Raw genomic sequence first — 17,602 nt, forward strand, 5'->3', positions numbered from 1 at the left:
TCGTTGAAGCGCGATGCGGCGTGGACCGCTATCGACACCATCGTCTCCGCGGGGCTCGCCTTCCTGTTCCGGCTGGTAATGGCGCGCTTCCTGGTGCCGGCCGAGTTCGGTATCTTCGCAATGGCGCTCACCACGTTTGCGGTAGTGCAGGTCATCAACGAGTTCGGCATGGCCGCCACCGTGATCCAGCGCGCGGAGGACAAGTTCACCGACGAGGTGGTCGATACCGCCTTCGCCGCCTCCACCTTCGTCTCGCTCGGCCTTTTCGTTATCAATCTGGCGGTGATCGCGCCGATCTCCGCCTGGGTATATGGCAGCGAGCGGGTGGGTATCGTCACCGCGGTGATCGGCATCTCCTTCCTGTTCACGCCCACGGTCAGCATCGCGCGCGCGCTGCTGTTCCGCCGGCGGGACTATCGCGCGGTCACGATCGCCCGCATCGTCTCCACGCTCGCCAGCATCGCGGTAGCGGGGGTGGTGCTGTTCGTGCTTCGCAATGTTTGGGCGCTGGTGGTGCAGGTGGTAGCGAGCCAAATATTCCTAGCCATCGCCATGCACTATGTCGGCAACTGGCGCCCCCGCTTCCGCTTCTCCCGCGGCGCCTTCCGCGAGATGATCGGCTATAGTGGTCTGGTGTTCGCGAATGATGCGTTTGCCGCGGTCTCGAAGAACTTTGATGTGATTGTGCTCGGTCGAATGTTGAGCCAGACCGAAGTCGGTCTCTACAGCCTCGCCTTTTACATCACCGATATCGTAAGGCTCAACCTTGCATCCATCCTAAACCGCGTCATGTTTACGCAATATGCCTCCGTGCAGTCAGATTTGAAAATGGTCCGCTCTTACATCGTAAAGACCATGTCGCTGAACGCACTAGTCATGCTGCCGGTCATGATATGCCTGATCTTGGCAGGGCCGGTGCTGCTGCCCAAGGTGCTAGGTCCGGCTTGGCTAGGCTCCGGTCCGACGCTTAAATGGCTCGCATTCTCTGTTATGCTTAGCTCGCTTGGCGGAACAACATCGACCGTATTCAAGGCTTTGGGCAAACCGGGCGTTGAGCTCGGCATCGCGATTGGAACCTCAACCTTCCTGCTCGTACCTGCGCTATTGATCGGTGTACATGAAGCGGGCATCGCTGGCGCGGCCGCAGCCGTAGCGTTCAAGGTTCTGGTGAGCGTCATCATCCGGCAGGTCATTCTGGATCGGCTGGTCGGATCGACCTTGGTTCCAATGCTGAAGGCAACTGCGGGCTCGCTCCTCGCGCAGCTACCCCTCTTGGCTGTGTGGATAGGTGTGTCCAATCTCTTGGCTGCAAGCGACGTCGTCGAGGCACTTACTTCGGCTGTACTCGGCTGCTGCGTGTATGCTGGCGTGTTGGTCCTGATCTCTCGATTAAACAGCGATGCTTGGCCGGCGTTCAAGAGGAACGCGGCGTCGGCTACCTGACGATCGCCGCCACGTAGGTCGACACCGGCGCTGCGGCGCGCTCGGCCTTGGGCGTGTCAACGCGAAAGATGTAGCGCTCCGGCCAGGCGCGGCCGCCACCCCAGACGGTGAAGCCCGCGATCGCGTCGGGGTTGGCCGTGACGTCGGCGAGGAAGGCGGCACCGCGGCCGGCGCACGATGCCGGCACGCCGCGCCAGCTGCCCCACGCCACCTCGGTGACATAGGCCTTCATCCCCCGCTTCCGCGCGCCCTCGGCGAAGCTGGCGATGGAGGTCGCCGGGTTGGGGGTCTTGCTCGTGCATTCCGCCTTGATGCCCGCCGTGCCGGTATCGAAGTAGCGATGGCCGGAGAGCGCCACGTTCGGGCCGAAGCCGCCGACGCGATCGAGCGCGCAGCCGGCGGTTGGGCAGGTGCGCCTCGGATCGGCCTCGATCGCGGCGACGCGGGGATCGTGGAAGCGGAAGGTGGCGGAGTAGTTCGGCCACTCGACCAGGATCTCGGTGCGCGGCGCGAAGGCGCGGATGCCGGCGACGATCGCCTTCGTGTCGCGCGCCCACTGGGCATACGGCGCACGCGGTTCGGCGAAGCCCTTCGGCTCGTTCATCAGGTCGAGCTTCACGTCGGCGCCGGCCGGCAGCGCGGCCAGCACGCGCTTCCAGAAGGCAACCTGCTCCTCCACCGGCGGCCAGCGGAACTCGTGCCGGTCGAGGATGACGGGCACGCCGGCCGCGTTCGCTGCCGCCACGACGGCGCGGATCTTCGCCCACGCCTTCGCGTCGTCGAGCTGGGCGGACTTGAACGGCAGCCGGATCAGGCGGAAGCCCTGCCCGATCGAGAAGCGCACGTCGTCGGGCGTGGGGCAGAGCGCGCCGTTCAAGACGCCCTTGAACTCGCAGCCCGAGAGGTTGACGCCGGCGAGCGGCGCGGCCGCCGTCGGCGAGGGAAGAAGGGCCAGCGCGAAGGCTGCCAGGAGGATGCGGATCATAGAGCGGTCGCCTTCACGTTATCGATCTGGATGCCAGCCGCATCCGTGGCGTTGTTGGGATAGTGGATGCCGATGCCGCCGATCGCCGCATAATTGGTGTCGGTCACGGTGCCGATCAGGGTGCCGTCGACATAGGCGCTGATCGTCGAGCCTACCGCTCTGATCTCGACATGATAGGTCTGGCCGCTGGTAGGCGTCGCGGCGAGCGTGGCGAGGTTGGTGCCGGTGCCGGTCCAGCGCATGAGCCGCCACTGCGCGTTGCTCGCGTTCCAGTAGAGGCCGTATCCCTGCAGCGCGCTGCTCGACAGGCGCAGCATGATGCCGACGTAGTTCGTGGACAGGTTCCCGACGAAGGTGAAGTCGGCCTCCACCTTGTAGTCGGCCTTGGGCGGCACGACGCCGTTGATGATGCGAGGCGACGATCCCACCGTGGTCCCGCAAAGCCGGCCGCTCTTGATCGACGGGACGCTGGTCGATCCGTTGTGCTTGGACCAGGCGGAGCCGATGATCGGGGTGTAGCCCGACACGGTGATGTCCTCGCCGTCCGCCGCCTTGAACTTGTCGTAGAGGAAGGCGGTGGTGGCGGCCTCGATCGTCACCGGCGTGGCGTAGGGCGAGCCCGCATAGCCCGCCAGCGTCTCGACGAACGCGTCGGCGATCGTCCCCGATGCGGTCGGCGTGCCGCTGTAGGTGCGGTTCGCGCTGTTGACCGCGATGCCGGGGATGTTCGACGTGATGGTCGAGCCGTTCTTCGCTCCGGTCAACGTGCCGGAGACGGCCACGCCCTGGATGAAGTCCGTCGACGGCGTGAGCGCCACCAGCGCGTTGCTGTTGTCCTTGGTGCGGACGACGATGCGCTGGATGCGCTCCTGCGCGGCGGCGCCGACGCCCCGGAAGCCGACGAAGGCGTAGAAACGCTGGGTCAGGTCCAGCCCGGTGAGCAGCCCGTTCTCCATCCGCACCTCGGTCCGGCCCAGGCCGAGGCCGAACAGCCGTCCGGCCTGTGGGAACCAGCGCAGGCCAAGATCCTTCACCTCCTGCGTCGCCCCGCTTGCCCCATATCCGATCGCCTCGTAGCTGCCGCCGGCCGCGTTCCACGCGCCGCCGTTCGTCGCGGTGCCGGCGACGATGCCCGACAGCAGCACGCTGCTGCTCGCCGCCTCGCCGTTGCCGACGAACAGCGCGTTCAGCAGGCCGGAACGGATCGCCTTCTCCCGGGCGAAACCGATATACGGATAGCGCTCGCCGGAGGTCAGTCCCTTCCAGCCTTCCAGGAACAGGTCGACATAGGGGGTCTGGCTCGGCAGGAAGCCGTCATTCTCGAACAGGTAATATTCCTGCCCGCTCGACACCACGATCGTCATGCCGTTCGCATCGAACGTCGGCGCCGCCGGGCTGCCGCCCGTGACGGCGGTGAACCCTGCCGGCACGGCCGACGCGCCCTTGAGGCTGCGCGCGATCTCGCTCGCGCCGGTGGGGATCGCCGGGTCGAGCGGATCGAACCAGGTGTTCGCGGGATTGCGCTTCGGCGAGCTGGCGATCAGCAGCATGTTCTGACCCGCGCCGTTGCTGTTCGGGTTCGCCGCGGAGCCCTGCCCCTCGTAGACGATCACGCGCCGATCGGCGAAGTTGACGATGCTGGCGGCGTGCGCGCTGCTGCCGTCCGGATCGCCTGCCGTGCCGCTGCGCACCAGCACCGGGTTCGGGCGCCCGAGCATCTCGCGGCCGGTGCTGTCCAGCAGCACTTCGTAGACCGAGCGGTTGGCGCTGCCCTGGCCGGCGGTGCCGGGGCCGCCGGTCATCAGGCCTGCGAAGCCCTGGCGGGTCGCGCGGAAGCTCGACAGGTCGAGCCAGCGGGTCACGAGCCGGCTGTCGTTGGTGCTGGCGTTCGGATAGTTCGGCGCGGCACGTCCGCCCCAGGGGCTGATCTGGGACAGCAGGGTCCAAGGATTGGTCCCGTTGACGACGGGCGTCGCTCCCGGATTGTCCGATCCCCACTGCGTCTCCGGGCTGTTGCCGCCGCCGCCCTCGGAAGCGTAGCCGACATACTTCCATGCCCCGCCGGTGGCCGGGTTGACGAGGCCGGTGAACGGGTTCGGCCCCCAGTTGAAGTAGCCGCTGTGCCCGTCGCCGATCGCGTCGTCGGGAACGGCGGTGATGTTGATGTTGTTCGCCGACGTCCAGTTGAGCAGATCCGGCGACGTCGCCATGATCGTGCCCTGGTTGCTGTAGGTGGTGCCGTCGAGCCGCACCGACCGCGCCGCCGTGACCTGGAAGGTGCCGACCCAGAGGCCTGCCTCGGGCACGTAATTGACCCACATCGTCTCGGCCTGCACCGGTGTGTTCGCCGGGAAGGGGCCGATGTAGAGCGGCTCGGCCGCCGGCCGCGACGGAACGTCGTTCCACCAGCCCGCCGCCACCGCGTCGGCATAAGTCTTCCAGTTGGCCGCGACACCCGGATCGGCGACGCAGGTCATTACGTAGACGCCGCCAGTGCCGGAGCCCGGATAACCGGAGACCGCAGCATCGTGGTCCGTCGTGTAGAAGACAACGTGCCGGTCGGGAAAGGCGGTGCTCGGCGCGTAGACGATCTTTGGCCAGTACGGCCCAAGCCCGTCACCGCCGCGCGCCAGCATGGCCGCGTTCTTGCCGACGATCGCACCCTGCTTCGTGAAGACGTAGGACGAGCGCAGGCTGGTAATCGCGGGCGAGATGACCGCTTCCTCCGGCTGCTGCGGTGTAGCGATCAGCGTGGGCGGCGGCACGACAACGCCGGTGCCGAGAGAGGTGTCGATCACCGGGAACACGGCGGCGCCGGTCGCGACCAGCGCGTCGGCCGCCGCGTCGGCGAGCCGGATGCGGATCGATGGCAGCCGCGGGTTGATGGGGTCGAAGACGATAACCGTCTTGGCCATGATGGTTCTCCAGTATTGAAGGCGCTGGCGCCCGGATGGTCATCGCGCTCGGATGGCGCGTCAGGCGGCGGCCCAGTTGATGGCGGCATGGGCGGCGCGTTTGGCTGCAACGGTGGTCGCGGCCTTGATGGCGTCGACGCCGGCCTGCTCGATCCCCTCGAGGCGTGCCGCCTCGTTCTGGCTCGCATCGGCGCCGGCGACGAAGCGGGCGATCGCCTTGTCGACCGAGTCGCCGTGGGCTTTCGCGTCGGCGATCGCGTAGCGAAACTTGCGCGCGCGCACGGTCGTGTTCAGCAGGTTGAAGGCGGCGAGCAGGGCGGAAGTCGCGGCACCGACGCCGCCGAGCCCGTACCAGTTCTCGACCTCGACCGCCTTGGCGGCATATTTCGTCTTCTTCGCCCCGCCCGTGGACATGACCAGCATCGAGCGGCGCTCGCCTTCCGCCTTCACCTGGCCGACCAGCACCGCCTCGATCTTCGCCGGATCCTCGACATATTGCCGTGCCGCGACGCTCCAGCTGTAGGTCGATGCGTCGTACCCGACCGGGATCGTCTTCTGTCCCTTGCCGGTCATGTCGATGCCGGACGTGGCGACGACGTGCTCGAGCACCGCGCCGGTCGCGCTGTTGAAGATCGCGATCATCAGGGCGCCCACGAGCAGAAGAGGGTGACGGTAACGCTCTTGTCCGCACCGGCATGTTTGCGGACCTGCAGCTGGAACTCGTAGACCTTCAGCTCGGCGGGGCCGCTCGCGCTGCGCGTCGTGCTGACCTGTCCGTCATTGCCCGGCTCGCCAGCCGTTCCGGCGCTCGACGGCTCGCCGATCTGCTCGGCGCCCAGGTCGATCCAGGTCGACGTTCCCTTCTCGCGATACTGGACCTTGGCGGCCATGTTCGTCGCCGTGCCCGCGCTCCATGCGACGAGCACCGACGCCGAGATCGTGCCGTTCGGCCCGACGATGATCTCGGCCGGGCCGAAGTTGCTCGAGCCGTAGGTGGTCGCCGAGACGGTCGCTGGGCCGCCCGTGTAGCGCTTGGCCTGGTTCGGCGTGGCGTCGCGCACCTTGGAAAGGGTGAAGCGCTGCGTGGCGGCGCCGCCGCCATATTCGGCCGTCACGTCGACATAGGCGGTCTCGTCGGTGATCCCAGTGACGGTGACGACGCCGCTACCGCTCAGGGTCGCGTAGCAGCCGGTCGCCGACATGTGGAAGACGCTGCTGTTCGTGACGTTGAGCGTGCCGGAGATCACCGCGACAGCGGCGCTGCGCGGGAACTGATTGTCGCGCGGGATGCCCGCGGCATCGCACCCGATCGTCGTGGTGGGCGGCGCGATCGCGACGCTGAGCGCGTTCGCGCCGGGAGCGCCCGTCGCGCCGTCCGCGCCGCGCAGGCGGGTCCACGCATAGTCGGCCGGATTGCTGCTCTCGCCCGGCGTCGGCTTGTTCGGGGCAATGCCGATGTAGAGCCGCCCATCCGGGCTGCCGGTGGTGAAGTTCGCCGAGCCGTCGGCCGCGTCGGCATAGGCGAACCAGGTGTAGGTCGGCGAGCCGTCGGCGCCGGGGGTGCCGGGCACGCCATCGGTGCCGCGGATCAGCGACCAGGTGTAGGCGGCCGGGTCGGTTCCCTCCGTCGCCGTGGTCCTGTTGTTGGCGATGCCGATATAGGCGCGCCCGGCGCTGCCGCCGATCGTGAAGTCGACCGACCCGTCCGCCGCATTGGCATAGGCGATCCAGGTGTAGAGCGTCGTGCCGTCGGTGCCTGGCGGGCCGGGCAGACCGTTGGTGCCGTCGACGCCATCGACGCCGTCGCCACCGGCCGCGCCCATCGCCGACCAGCTGATCCGGTCGATCCGCGCGCCCGGGTAGGCGAAGCTGCTGTCGAGGTAGAAGGCGCGGCCGGCGGCGACCGGCACGACCCGCACCGGGATGCCGTCGGTCAGGTAGGTCACCCGGCGGCCGTCGTAGATGATCTGGAAGACGGTGGTGGTGGCGTAGACGGTGCCGGTCGCGCCGATCACGTAGGCGCCATCCTCCCAGATCTCCCAATGACCGTCGTCGGCCAGGAAGAAGGCGTGGTCGATCGAGACATAGTCGGCGTTCGTCGCCGGATCGGTGTTGATGCCCATCATGATCTGGGCGTTCGTCTGGCCGGCGCGGAAGCTCAGCTGGCATCCGCCGGTCCACGTCACGTCCGAGTAGACGTCGCTGTCCCAGGCGGCGGCCCCGCCATTCTTCAGCGCATAGTCGGGCCCGACGACGCAGTTGCCCCGCGCGACCAGGCCGAACAGCGCCGGCCCGCGATAGGGCGCCCACGCATAGTCGGCCGGGTTGATGCTCTCGCTCGCGGTCGTCCGGTTGATCGCAGTGCCCTGGAAGCCGCGCGCGCCGGGCGCGCCGAGCGTGAAATTGACCGAGCCGTCCGGCGTGTCGGCATAGGCGACCCAGGTGTAGAGCGTCGCGCCGTCCACACCGTTCGCGCCCGGCGCACCGGCGGTGCCGTCGGCGCCGTCCGCGCCGTCGACCCCGGCGCGCGCGAGGACGCGCCACCAGGCGTTGCTCTCGGTCGGCAGTGTCGGCGGCGCGTTGCCGGCGGTCGCCACGGGGTTGATGTAGACCCACGACGAGCCCTGATACTGGACGATGTTGCCCTCGCGGTACGTCCGCCCGGGATCGTAGGCGCCGAGATCGATCAGCGCGCCGTAGAAGGCAACGTCGCCGAGCTGGTGCACCGTCTCGGTCCGCTCGGCGCCGATCGCCAGCCGCCACCAGGGTGCGGCACCTGGTACCTGCGTGACCGAGGCGACCGGCGGCAGCGCCGATCCGTCGGCCGCGAGCGTCAGCGCCGGAGCGCCCAGCCCGACCGGCGCGACGAACAGCTTGCCGAGCCAGGAGACGCCGGCGACCGCGTTGACGCTCGCCGCGACCCGCTGGATCGTGTCGCGCGCCGTCGTCTGCGCCGTGAGGTTCAGCGAGAGATTGTACGGCCGGGCCGCGTCCAGCGCCGCGAGCGAGGCGGCGTCGATCCGGCCGGCGCCGCCGGACAGCGTCGCGAGGCGAGCGACGATCCTGCCCGGCCGCCTGATCCAGCCATCGGCGCCGCCGGCGTCGCCCTGGACGAGGAAGCTCACCTTCCCCGTCGGCGGCGCGCCGAAGCGCGCGAGACCGGCCGCCTTCGCGGTCGCCCACCGGCCCGCCGGGATCGCGGCCGCGACGAGCGCGGCGTGGCCCGGATAGTCGCCGGCCGAGGCGCCGTAGCGCGCGAGCCGCTCCAGCGCCGCCGGCACGTCGTTGATCGGGCCGTTCGATAGCTGAAAGACGCTGCCGGCGACGTCGACGAGCGTGCCCGCGACGTAGCGCGGCGCGCCGATCGCCAGCGGCTTGACCTGCCCCTTCAGCGACGCCGGCCCTTCCGCCCCGGTCGTGCCCGCATAGGCGGCAAGCAGCGGCCCATCGAGCCAGCGATCGTCGACCGCGAAGGCTATGTCGGCGCGACCGTCGGCGCTCTGCGGCTGCGCCGTCACCCGCCCGTCGAAGCGCAGGGTCCAGCTGGTCCAGGCGGCGCCGACCTCGCCGGTCCATAGGCGAAAGCGCGCATCGGCGAGCATGTAGCGCGGCAGCGCCGGCCACGGCTCGATGCCGATCGTCAGCGAGGATGAGGGCGCCGTGATGCCGCCGCCGAAGCTGCCGTCGAACAGGTCGTAGCGCAGGGTCGGCAGCTTGGCGATCACGGGCCACCAGTCCTGCCCGTCGAGGTGGCAGACGCGCATGTCGTCGTGGCTCGCCGCGCGCAGCGTCACGGGCGCGCCCGCGACGGGATCATGGCCGTCGATGCGGACGATCACGCCGAGCATCAGATCAGGCTCACGAGGTTGGCCTGCCACTGCCAGCCGGCCGCGTTCCGTTGGATCGCGCCCAGGTCGCCGATCAGCGGGCCGAAGAAGGTGCGCCGCGTGCGCATGGAGTGCGGCGCGGGATCGGTGATCAGCGCGACCGGATCGGTGACGTTGAACCGCTCGAGCAGCGGCAGCACCTTCGCCTCGATCTCGTCGCGGCTCGTGCTGGCGAAGGTCAGGCCCGTCGTGCGCAGCGTCGGCGCCCGCCGGCGCAGCAGCACGCCGCGGGCGGAGAAGTCGGTCGCGCCGAACGGACGAACGCCGACGGCGCGGCCAAAGCTGAAGTTCCGCTCGAGCACGATCCGCTCGCCGAGCACGATCCGCCGCGCCCGGATCGATACGCGCGCCGGCGTGATCCAGGCGATCCGCCAGTAGCGCGCCGGCAGCGGCGGCGTGCCGTCGTCCGGCGCGCTCCACAGGAACATGCCGTCGCCGTTCACCAGCGCCTCGGCGCTCGCATAGGGCAGCAGGTTCGGGCTGCGCCAGTAGTTGGTCGTGAAGGCCGCCCCCTGCGCCTCCGTCGCGGCGAAGACATAGCATTGCGTGCCGGCGATCAGGCCCGCGAGGCCGAGCAGCAGCATCGTGTCGACGGTGCGGTCCGAGCCGAGATCGACGTCGACGGACATGAAGTAGCCGCCGTCCGTCGGCCCGCCCAGATCGCCGCCGACCTCCCAGACCATGCCGCGATAGTCGTTCGCCAGGTATGCGGCGGCGCCGGCCGACGTCGGCGCGCTCACCGCTGTCATCGGCAGCGGCGGGATGATCCACGCATTTGCCATGGCCCTACCCGAACAGCTCGAGGGAGGTCGTACCGGCCTCGAGATCGACCTCGACGCCGGTGACGATGAAGGTGCCGCCCGCCGCCTGCTCGCTGTCCGCCAGCGTCACCGTCGGCGTGCCGAGCGAGGGGTCAAGCCAGAGCACGTCCTGCACCACGACGACGAAGCGCCGCCGCTCGACGCCGAGCAGGCTCGCCCGCGCGTCGATCACCGCCTGGGCATCGCCGATGGCGTCGAAGAAGCCCTCGGCCGGCGCCGCGATCGCGTCACGCGCCGAGGGATAGCGTGAGCGGATCGCGGTATTCGACCAGGTGGCGACCACCTGGTCGCGCAGGCCGGCGGCGTCGAGGGCGGGATCGAACGGCATCAGACATAGCCTCGCGCAGCGCCGAGGCCGCTCAGCGCCGTGCCGCCGCGGGCGACGATCGCCTCCAGCGCGGCGCGGATCGCCGGCAGGTCGCCCAGCTGGCCGCTCATCTGGTCGAGCAGGTCGGTCGCCGTCGACGTCGCGGTCGCCGTCTTCTCGGCCGCCGCGGCGGTCGCTTTCGCGAACGGATCGGCCGCAGCGGCGCCGGTGATCGGCGTGGCATTGCCGATCGTGGCGATCGCCTTGCCGGTCGCCGCCTGCACCGTGTTCAGCGCGTCGAAATAGGCCTGGGTCGAGCCGTAGAGCTCGCGCTCGACGTCGAGGAAGGACTGTGCGGCGGCGAGGTACTTCTGCTGGTCGATCGAGACGCCAGCGTTGATGTCGGCGAGGTACGGATCGAGCGCGGCGCGCGCCGCCGTCTCCTGGTCGCGCAGCGAGTAGGGCGAGTCGCTGCCCGTCTTCATGCCATCGAGGAACGCCTTCAGGCTCTCGGCCGCGTCGCCGGCGCTCTTGCGCGCATCCTCGAGCTCTAGCCGGTAGAGCTTCTCCGCGTCGGCGCGCTGCTCGGCCGAGGCGCCGCTCTCGTCGAGGATCTTGACCATGCCGGCGAACTTCTCCGTCACCGCGTCCACGGCCGCGCCGACCGGATCGAGCCGGGCCTTCAGCAGCTTGGGGATGCTCTCCAGCGTCACCGCCTTCTGCAGCTGCGCATCGAGGTCGCCGCCGCTTTCCAGCAGCCGCTTGGTCGCAGCCGACACGCCTGTCAGAACGCCGTCCTTCAACGCGTCGGCGATGGCGTATTTTACCGCCGCCTCCTGGTCGCCATCGAAGTCGATCGCGCCCTTGGCCTTCTTCGTGATGCCTCGGCCGGAGGTGTCGACGCGATAGTCGCCGTGGCGCACGCCGATCGAGACGGACGGATTGCCGGCCAGGCTTCCGCCCAGCTGGTCGGCGATGTTCTGCAGTCCCTCGATGACGCTCCCGGCGGCATCGATGCTCGCCGCCTTGAACTTGGCGCTGTTGCCGGTCGTGCTCGTGATGCCGAGCTCGTCACCGGTAAAGCCGATCGTCGACGAGCCCTTCTTCGTCTTCTTCAGGAGCTTGGAGATGACCGGCAGCGCGACCGCGGCGACGGCCAGGTACGGCGCGGCGGCCGAGAGGCTGCCGGCGAGGCCGCTGGCGCCGCCGAGCAGGCCGCCACCGGCGGCAACCGCACCGCCTCCGCCGGCGGTCTCAGCAAAGCCGAGCACCTGTGAGACGTTGTTGATCCCGCCGCCGGCGGCAGTGGAACCACCCTTCAGCAACCCTCCGATGCTGCCGATCGAGCCGAGCAGGCTGCCGAGCGGCGAGCCAGTCCCCGATGCCGAGGAGATGATCCCGCCGAGGTTCGTCGACTTGCCCGACAGCAGCGCGAGCGTGTAGCGCGCCGCAATCTCGCTGATCACCGCCAGGCCTTGACGCTTGAAGCTCTTCCAGATCGAGCCCGAGCCACCCTCGAACGCACTGGCGTAGAAGTCCGCGAGGTCTCGGACATTGTCCTCCTGGCGGCGGTACGTCTGCGCATCGATCTCGGCCTGAGCTCGCGCCGCCTGCTCGCGCCGATCCTGCTCGTCGTTGAACCTCCGATCGCTCTCTTCGTCCTGACGCTTGATGACATCGCTGATGCCGGGGGCGTCGCCGAGCGACTTGTAGAAGCGCTGCGCCGCTTCGGTAGCCTTGTCGGCGCCGAGCTCGACGTCGGTCCACTTGACCTTGACCCCGTTGACGGCTGCCGAGATCTTGTCGATCTCCGACACGGCCTCCTTCGCGCCTGCCCTGACCTTCGTCGTGTCGACCTCGGGCGCGAGCTTCGGCTTTGCAGCTCCGCCGCCGAACAGGCCCGCGCCGATCCCGGCGGAGTTGAGCTTGAAGCGCGCATTGATGTCGCGATCGCGCGCATCGGCCTGCAGCTGGTCGCGCGTGGCCTGAGCGCCCTTGTTATAATCCGCGAGGAGGCTGGTGCCGCTGGCCTTACCGGTCAGCAGGGTGAGCGGGCGGGTCAGCGGGCTGTTGTTGAAGCGGCTCGCCAGCAAAGCGGTCAGCCGGTCGATGTCGGCGAAACTCTTCTGGATGTCGCGCTCGATGTTGATCCCGGCGCTGTGCGCTCGTCCTTCCAGGAGCGTGAAAACCGCGTCGCCGGCACGGTAGAGCGGGTCGAACGCGTCGGTGAGACCCGCCAGCACACTGCGGGTTTCCACCCCGAACTGCGCCGCCCGCTCCTCGAGCGATGCGAAGTCGCCGCTCGCGTCGACGACGAAGTTGGAGATGATCTTCGAGAACTCGCCGCCCCGGTCGAAAGCCCCGAACGTGACGACGGCCGCGTCGTGGATCTTCTGCGTCGCTTCGCCGAAGGTCACAGGCAGCTGGCCGAACTCGGCATCGATGCCGGCGGTGAACTTGCGGTCGGTAAGCGCCTTGTAGAGCACATCCGCGCTCAGCTTGCCGTCCGCAGCCATCTGGCGCAGCGCGCCGCTCGATACGCCCAGGCTGTCCGCCAGCAGCCGCAGGATGCGAGGAGACGCCTCGGCGATCGAGTTGAACTCGTCGCCGCGCAGAACGCCCGAAGCGAGCGCCTGGCCGAACTGCAGCGTGGCGCTGGCGGCCGCGTTGGCGTCGGCACCACCGATCTTGAGGGCCTTGCTGAACGTCTCCGTCGCGCGCGCCGCATCGGTCTGGGATTTGCCCAGCCCCTCGGAGGAACGGAGAAACGCGGCGTAGAGGTCCGTCGTCGCGGCAAGGCTGTTGCGCGTCTCACCGGCTATCCGCGCGACGTCGGATTGAGCGGTGCCGAGTGACCCGAATGTCGCCGTCGCCAGCCTCAGCTGGCTGTCCAGCTTCTTCGATTCGTCGGCGAGCTGGAGATACTCGCGCGCAAGTCCCGCAACGCCGATGCCCGCGAGCGCGCCGGTCACGGTGCGACCGAGCGCTGAGAATGTTGCCCCGACGCGATCGCCTGCCTGCTTGGCGCGCTGCTCCAGGCCGCCGAAGGTGCTGTTATAGTCCGAGGAGAACCGCTCGCCGGCCAGCTTCAGCCGGGCGATGATGTCGAATGATGGCATCGGTCGCTCCCGCTATCTGAGGTTGCGGATGCGGGCGAAGAAGTCTTGCGACAGCTCGCCCTCGGAGGCGTTGACGATCGGCTCGATCGAGAACCGGTTCGCGTGATCGACGAAGGGCACGAGGAAGAAGATGACGATCGTCGTGTTGCCGCGGCCCGTGGCGCGACGCTTCTCGGTGTTCAGGCCGGCGATTTGCTTCTTGCCGCGCAACACGCCTTCGTCGAGGACGAGCAGCGACGCGCGGTGGCCTGGCCGGTAAACGAAGCGGAGCCGCGCGCCGTTTCGACGCTCCCACTCGCCTGGCGTCAGGTCGCGCAGCCGCCCGCGGGATCCAGCTGCGGCGGTCGGAATGGCGAGGTACTGGCCGGTCTTGCCGCGGATGCGACCTGGTATCGTGAAGAAGGCGAGAGCGCCCTGGGTGCGATCGCGCCCCTTGAGGAACAGGGTGCCGACCGGCTCCCGCGCGATGCCGGTAGCGGGATAGGCCTTCGAGTTCCACGCGCGCCACAGCCGACCGGGTACGGCTGCCTGGGTCGCCTGCTCTAGGCGACGCTCGAGCGCCTTCGTCTGGTCGCGGATGGCACCGGTGCCGGCGCCGAGCACCGCGCGCGCCGAGCGGTCCCGCTCGGTTCGGAGCTTCTCCAGGTCGACGGAGAACTGGCCGACGAAGCCCATCAGCCTTCCTTCGCGTTCAGCCAGGCCTCGAGCAGCATGAAGGCGTCCATCAGCGCCGCGGGCTGGTCGGCCGGCCCGCCGGCGCAGGGCAGCGCCCGGCCGCCCATGGGCCCGCCGTGGGCACGGCAGCTGAGCCAGAGATCCACGACCGAGAAGATGCCGCGAGGGATCGCCAGGAGCGGGTTCTGCTCCCAGATGCGCCCGGCGATGTCCCAGCCCCCGCTTTCCTCGGCGCTATACTCGAAGTCGGCGGGGTGCTGCCGGCAGACGAGCGCGCCTCTCAGTTTCCCAGATGCTGGCCCGCGTAGGCGAGATTGTAGGCGGTGCGGCCGGCGACGCGCAGCTCCAGCGGATCGATCGCCGCCATCGCCTCCGGCTTCACGCCGGACCAGTCGCGGGCGAACGGCACGTCCAGGTTCTCCACCCCGACGCACCACTTCTGGAACGCGACGATCGGCGCCAGCGCCTCGCGTCGCTGCTGTTGGGCGATGAGGCTGCGGTAGGCCGGATAATGTTCGATCAGCACCGCCTCGGCCGCCTCGAGCAGCGCGATCTCGTCATCGGCCAGGCTCTCGCCGTCCTTCAGCGCCGCCTGCTGGGCGGACAGCTCCTTCAGCCGCGCCGCGTCGTCCGGTGCCGTCTCGCCGATCAGCGCGTCGATGCCGGCGCCGAACGCCGCACGAAGCTGGAAGCCGTAGACGATGCCGGCGCGATGCTCGCCGGAGAGCTCGCCCTCCAGGATCTCGCGCTCGGTGACGGACGGCGCGCGCAGCAGGTAGACCGGCTTCGGCTCCTCCTGCTCGCGCCAGGGCGGGGTCCAGCGGATCGGCTGGCTCGTCGACATCGCGATCATGCGGGTGCCCTCAGTCGAACATCAGGATGCTGTCGCCGTCGCGCCCGTAGGCGTCGACGGAGAGGCTGCGCGCTTGGGCGGTGATCTGCTCGGACTGCAGCTTGCCGCGATCGCCATCCTCGGCCACGGTCTTCTGCACCCGCGGCAGGGTCAGCGCCCAGCGGTTGCCGGCGCTGATGCCGCACGAGAGCGAGGCGTTCATCAGCGTGCCGCCCTGGATGTCCGCGATCGAGTTGCGGTACGCGATCAGCGTCGCCAGCGGGTCCATCTTCAGCAGCGGGATCCGGTCGGTGATGACGCTCGCGCCGAAGCCGTTGTTCGTGTTCGGATCGTCCGGCGTCTCGAGCGTGCCGCCATTCTCCAGCGACCACTGGCTGATCGGCATCGGCAGGCGGTTGAGCAGCACGACGGCATCGAGGGCGGTCGACTGGGCGAGGATCGGCGCCGAGTGGCTCGGCAGCACGAGGCCGGAGGGCATGGGCGAGTCAACATCGCCCACATAGATGCCGGTGTACGAGAAGTCGGCGAAGCCCGCGCGCGCCGTGTTGCCGCTATAATCCACGGTGCCGCGGCAAGCGACGAACTTGCGCAGCTTGCCGTCGCGAGGCACGTAGATCGTGGCGGAGGGATGATCGGTCAGCCGCGCCGTCAAATCCAGCGGACTGGTGCCGGCATAGGTCCAGTTGTCGTTGATCGCGACGCTGGTGGAGGCATCCAGCGGCGTCAGGAACGTCTTGGTCAGCAGCGCGACGCGGCCGGCGCTGTACGAGCTCACCAGGGCGGTGCTGCCCGCTCCCGCGCCGGCCGTGATGATCAGCCGCATGCCGCGATAGGCCTCGGCGGTTGCCGCATGGGCCGCGTTCAGCGTCGCCGAGGTGGCGGAGCCCGCGCTGCAGAGCGACGTCGCCTTTGCGGCGGTGAACTGGCCGCGCTTGCCGCAGGCCTGCAGCGCCTGGTGCAGCGGCGGCTTCACGGTGGGGCTGTAGGTCACGCCGGCACCGGCGCCCTTGATCTGCGAGCGGAAGCGGATCGTCGCCGGCTGGCCGATCACCAGCGGCGCGCCGCCGACGAGCGAGCCGGTCGCCTCGCTCGATGCCTCGGCGGTGAACGGCGCGCTCGTCTGCACCGAGTTCGCCTCGACGTTCACCGCATCGGTGACGCCGGGCAGCGCGTCGACACCCTCGGTGGCCTCGAGCTTGAGCAGCACCGCGACGTTCGCGGTGCGGATAATCGGGTCGGACATGTCGATCTCCTCAGATCAGGCGAAGCGCGACGGGTCGCCGCGAGGGGTCGCGAACTGGATCGCGAAATCGGTGGCGAAGGCGATGCGGCCGGTGGAGGCGAGCTCGGCGACGTCGACGCGGGTGTCGCCCTCATCGATCCGGCTGACGCCGCCGGCGAGCTCGTCCAGCGGCGGCTCCGTCACCAGCGCCGCGACGACGCCAACGTAGAGCTCGCCGATCGCTTCGCGCGCGCCGTCGCCCTCGGCGAAGCCGTCGACCGTCACCTGCAGCTCGTAGGTGGTGCTGCCGGCCTCACCGTCGACGATGCGCTGGCCGTGATCGTGCACGCCGAGCGCGGGGAACGCGTCGGGATCGCCCGACGGCATCAATTCGACGCGATCGGCGCTCATGCCGGCCACTTCGGCCAGGCGCGCGACGATCGCGGCGAGGATCTGCGAGCGGGCGGCGGTCACCGCTTCATCACGACGACGTAGCGGCCGATGTCGTCACGGTCGGTCACGTCGTCCACCTTCCAGGTGACGCCCGCCCGGACGATCACGTTGCCCTTGCGCGGTCGTTCCGGCAGGTCGGCCTGGTCGAGCTCGAAGCTCACCTGCCGCAGCGTGCTGCCGCCGCCGACGAACGGCTGCGCCGCCTCGTCGGCGTAGATCGCCCGGATCGGCGCGGCGTCGAGGCCGGCGCCGGTATAGACGACGGCCTCGCGGAACACCGCGTCGATCGCGGCCAGGCCGGCGGCGAACGGGTCGGCCATCAGGCCTCGTCCACCTCGACCGCGCGCAGATCTTCGACGAGCACGGTGGCTTCCTCGATCGAGATATCGGCCTCGGGCGCGTCGCCGACGGCGAGGATCGCGCCGGCGTCGACATAGAGGCCGTTCTTGTCGAGCGCCGGGCCGTGCAGTTGGACGTTCGGCATAATGCCCTCCTCGGATGCGGCCGGCGACAGCAGCTGCGCCGCGATCGCCGGCCGTTGTTGGTGGATCAGGCGGCGACGCCGTTCAGGCGGACAGCGCAGGTGGCGTCGCCCGCGGCCGCGTCGCCCAGGGCGGCGCCGATGAACAGGTTGGTCGACGCCGTCTTGGTGACGAGCTTCGCCGCATTGTCCCAGTAGAGCTTGGTGCCGGCGGTGAAGTCGGTGCCGGCGGCGGTGCTCTTCGGCAGCGTCCAGACGCCGACGACGTCGCCCTCGACCGGGGCGCCCTGGGCGGCATCGCACTGGGCGACGGCGAACAGCGAACCGACCTGGAAGCCGCCGCCGGAAGCGACGGCATTGGGGGCGGTGAAGGTGCAGGTGTCGCCCTTGTGGCGATAGTTCTTGGCCATGGTCTGTCTCCAGAAGCGACGACGCGCAGGC

General features: G+C 69.3%; 15 protein-coding genes. 1 reads left to right on the top strand and 14 read right to left on the bottom strand.

Translation table 11 applies throughout. The features are described 5' to 3' along the window. Window positions 1-3 precede the first annotated feature (3 nt). Window positions 4-1,443: a lipopolysaccharide biosynthesis protein gene (locus GNT64_RS09640; protein ID WP_197277349.1), complete on the top strand. Its 1,440-nt coding sequence runs from the start codon at window positions 4-6 to the stop codon at window positions 1,441-1,443. Here the strand turns inward: GNT64_RS09640 and GNT64_RS09645 are convergent. The 14 genes from GNT64_RS09645 to GNT64_RS09710 form a co-directional block, all read right to left on the bottom strand. Further along, on the bottom strand, window positions 1,436-2,428 hold the full coding sequence (locus GNT64_RS09645; protein ID WP_156679339.1) for a cellulase family glycosylhydrolase: 993 nt from the start codon (window positions 2,426-2,428) through the stop codon (window positions 1,436-1,438). The two genes, GNT64_RS09640 and GNT64_RS09645, sit on opposite strands and share 8 nt — an antisense overlap. After that, window positions 2,425-5,343, bottom strand: a complete 2,919-nt coding sequence (locus GNT64_RS09650) for a LamG-like jellyroll fold domain-containing protein (protein WP_156679340.1) — start codon at window positions 5,341-5,343, stop codon at window positions 2,425-2,427. Before GNT64_RS09650 ends, GNT64_RS09645 begins: the two co-directional genes overlap by 4 nt. Window positions 5,344-5,403: 60 nt before the next feature. Continuing rightward, entirely contained in the window at window positions 5,404-5,985 is a 582-nt protein-coding gene (locus GNT64_RS09655) for a hypothetical protein (protein WP_156679341.1), read from the bottom strand. Next, complete coding sequence (locus GNT64_RS09660) at window positions 5,985-9,191, bottom strand: RHS repeat domain-containing protein (protein WP_156679342.1); 3,207 nt, start codon at window positions 9,189-9,191, stop codon at window positions 5,985-5,987. The genes GNT64_RS09655 and GNT64_RS09660 overlap by 1 nt, the downstream gene beginning before the upstream one ends. Continuing rightward, entirely contained in the window at window positions 9,191-10,012 is an 822-nt protein-coding gene (locus GNT64_RS09665; RefSeq protein ID WP_156679343.1) for a hypothetical protein, read from the bottom strand. Before GNT64_RS09665 ends, GNT64_RS09660 begins: the two co-directional genes overlap by 1 nt. A gap of 4 nt (window positions 10,013-10,016) precedes the next feature. Next, window positions 10,017-10,379, bottom strand: a complete 363-nt coding sequence (locus GNT64_RS09670) for a hypothetical protein (protein ID WP_156679344.1) — start codon at window positions 10,377-10,379, stop codon at window positions 10,017-10,019. Further along, window positions 10,379-13,477, bottom strand: a complete 3,099-nt coding sequence (locus tag GNT64_RS09675; RefSeq protein ID WP_156679345.1) for a tape measure protein — start codon at window positions 13,475-13,477, stop codon at window positions 10,379-10,381. The genes GNT64_RS09670 and GNT64_RS09675 overlap by 1 nt, the downstream gene beginning before the upstream one ends. A gap of 12 nt (window positions 13,478-13,489) precedes the next feature. Beyond that, complete coding sequence (locus tag GNT64_RS09680; RefSeq protein WP_156679346.1) at window positions 13,490-14,152, bottom strand: DUF6441 family protein; 663 nt, start codon at window positions 14,150-14,152, stop codon at window positions 13,490-13,492. A 280-nt stretch (window positions 14,153-14,432) separates the two neighbouring features. Continuing rightward, on the bottom strand, window positions 14,433-15,005 hold the full coding sequence (locus GNT64_RS09685; protein WP_156679347.1) for a hypothetical protein: 573 nt from the start codon (window positions 15,003-15,005) through the stop codon (window positions 14,433-14,435). A 10-nt stretch (window positions 15,006-15,015) separates the two neighbouring features. Beyond that, entirely contained in the window at window positions 15,016-16,248 is a 1,233-nt protein-coding gene (locus GNT64_RS09690) for a hypothetical protein (protein ID WP_156679348.1), read from the bottom strand. A gap of 15 nt (window positions 16,249-16,263) precedes the next feature. Beyond that, window positions 16,264-16,701 carry a hypothetical protein gene (locus GNT64_RS09695; protein WP_156679349.1) on the bottom strand — a complete coding sequence of 146 codons (438 nt, stop codon included), beginning with the start codon at window positions 16,699-16,701 and terminating at the stop codon, window positions 16,264-16,266. Further along, entirely contained in the window at window positions 16,698-17,000 is a 303-nt protein-coding gene (locus GNT64_RS09700) for a head-tail joining protein (RefSeq protein WP_156679350.1), read from the bottom strand. Before GNT64_RS09700 ends, GNT64_RS09695 begins: the two co-directional genes overlap by 4 nt. Continuing rightward, entirely contained in the window at window positions 17,000-17,164 is a 165-nt protein-coding gene (locus GNT64_RS09705) for a hypothetical protein (RefSeq protein ID WP_156679351.1), read from the bottom strand. The genes GNT64_RS09700 and GNT64_RS09705 overlap by 1 nt, the downstream gene beginning before the upstream one ends. A 65-nt stretch (window positions 17,165-17,229) precedes the next feature. Next, the gene (locus GNT64_RS09710) at window positions 17,230-17,571 is read right to left on the bottom strand and encodes a DUF2190 family protein (protein ID WP_156679352.1); all 342 of its coding nucleotides are present in this window, start codon (window positions 17,569-17,571) and stop codon (window positions 17,230-17,232) included. Window positions 17,572-17,602 lie beyond the last annotated feature (31 nt).

It is taken from the genome of Sphingomonas profundi, from assembly GCF_009739515.1.
Classification (GTDB): domain Bacteria; phylum Pseudomonadota; class Alphaproteobacteria; order Sphingomonadales; family Sphingomonadaceae; genus Alterirhizorhabdus; species Alterirhizorhabdus profundi.